Here is a 1,996-nt window from a genome sequence, read left to right on the forward strand (position 1 = left end):
CGTGCCCGGGCCACAGCGGCTGCCGGTGCAGTGCCGGACGACGGCTCGATCACCCGCCGCTTCTCGCCCGTTCTCTGGCGGGCCTTCGCGCAGGGCCGTGGCCGCGCCGGGCATGTCCCGCCGGGCATGTCCCGCCGGGCGGGACGTCCGGTCCGCTGCCCGCCGGGGTCCTCCCGTGGGACGGACCGGGCGCCCCGCCCGGCGGCCCGGGGCGCCCGGTGCGGGCAGGCTACGGCCAGCCGCCCCCTCTTCGCCGGGGTGTGCGCTCTACCGCCGCCGAGCAGAAGGCCCCCTTGCCGATGAGCGAACAGCCCGCCCCCGCCGACCTGTCCGCCTGGCTGACCGGGCAGGGAGCGGACGCCTACGCCCTGGCCTGGGTCGCCGACGCAGACGATCCCCTCGATACCGGCACCGGCACCGGCGCTGGCGCTGACGTCGAGGGGATTGCGGTGGGGGAGAGCGGGATCGCCCGCCCCGGCTTCGACCCGGCCCGCTTCACCCTGCAGGAAGTCACCCGCGGCCGCGCGCAGGCCCTGTCCCGGTGACTCGAGCTGGACGATCCACAGCGGCAGCTGGCCATCACCGGCACCGAGGCCGGGGCCGTGCGCGAGCACACCCCGGGCGAGCTGGCCGCGCACCTGATGCGCGGCCCGGGCATGGGTCACAACGGGCTCACCGAGCTGCTGGCCGGCTGGCTGCACCGCCGCAAGACGACCGCACTGCCCGATGCCGAACGCGGCTGGATCACCGCGACCACCGCCTGGTCGGTCCACCTGCGCGCCCTGACCGGCTACCCGCCACCCTCCGTCCTGGCCCGCGCCCTCGAACTCGCCGGCGAGGACGGCGACAGGCTCGACCAGCTGCTGGCCAGCACCCGGCAGGGAACTGCCGCCCTCTTCACCCGCCTGACGCGTCCCGGCCGGCCCCGCGCCGACCTCGTCCAGGACTGGCACACCCTCACCACGCTGGCCGCCACCGTGCCTGTCCTGCGGCAGGCCGCCGACCGGCTGCTGGACCAGATCGCCCTGCGCGACCCGGCCGCGCAGCAACTGCGGGCCGTGCTGGAACCCGACCTCACCGACCACCACCGCGACCAGACCGGCGCCCGTCTCCCAGGGGCCACCGCGCCTGTGCTGGACGAGGCGCGCACCGCGCACCTGCACCAGGCCCGCGCCTACACCGCCGGCGCCTGCTCGGGGCGCGAGCAACAGGCCCAGCAGATCCTGGACACCTTCCCGCCCTCCGCCCGGCTGCTGCAGCCCAGCGGCCCGGCCACCACCTGGCGCCAGACCTCACCCACCGCCCATCACGCCCTGACCGCCCAGCGCCAGACGCTCACCGCCCAGGAGCGCCTCGAGGACTCCTTCGCCGACCCCGGACTCCTGCACGCCCAGCTCTCCTACCTGGCCACCCGCGAGGCCCAACTGCACCTCGAACACGACGCGCTGGGCCGCCTCATCACCCCGGCCCCCGTCCCACCCGACCTGCCCGACGGCCTCCGCCAGGCCGCGGCCGGGCTCACCCTGCGCCGCCTGACGGAAAACCTTCGGCTCCCCGCAGCGGGCCCGCGAGATCCTGGACGGACGGATCGCCTGCCTCGGCCGGCAGCCCGCACCGGCCCACCGCGCGCAGGAAACCCCCACCGAACTCGCCCTGCTGCGGATCGCCCGGACCGCCCTGGACGCGCACCTGCCCGGTACCCAAACCCCATCATGCGACGAAGGCGCCATCGCCCGCCGGGTGCAGGAGGTCATGGCCAACTCCCGCACAGAGCCCTCCTGGCAGCCGCCCTCCCCGGCGGAAAGGGAGCACCGCACACAGCAGCCGCCGCCGGCACCCCCCAGACACAGACGATCACCCTGCCCGGCCACAGGCCCGGACTGCGGCCCTGAAACGGGCCCGTCCTGGCCATCGCCACCGGCACAAGCACCACCGGCTCGCGCGTCACCCGCGACCGCGACCAGGTCTTCCGTTCGGCCTCCAGCCGTGCCGTCCA

Annotated in this window: 2 protein-coding genes; both read left to right on the top strand. The window is 76.0% G+C overall.

What is annotated here, in order from left to right; translation table 11 throughout:
- Nucleotides 1-299 precede the first annotated feature (299 nt).
- Complete coding sequence (locus ACIF8T_RS40455; protein WP_400042482.1) at nucleotides 300-545, top strand: hypothetical protein; 246 nt, start codon at nucleotides 300-302, stop codon at nucleotides 543-545.
- Between the two features lie 57 nt (nucleotides 546-602).
- Entirely contained in the window at nucleotides 603-1,892 is a 1,290-nt protein-coding gene (locus ACIF8T_RS40460; RefSeq protein ID WP_400042484.1) for a hypothetical protein, read from the top strand.
- The last annotated feature ends 104 nt before the right edge of the window (nucleotides 1,893-1,996 follow it).

The sequence above is a fragment of the Streptomyces sp. NPDC085946 genome (assembly GCF_044540485.1).
In the GTDB taxonomy this organism is placed as follows: domain Bacteria; phylum Actinomycetota; class Actinomycetes; order Streptomycetales; family Streptomycetaceae; genus Streptomyces.

Excerpts from the sequence above, each read along its gene's own strand:
- ACIF8T_RS40455 (WP_400042482.1), top strand. The coding sequence starts at position 300 with ATGAGCGAACAGCCCGCCCCCGCCGACCTGTCCGCCTGGCTGACCGGG.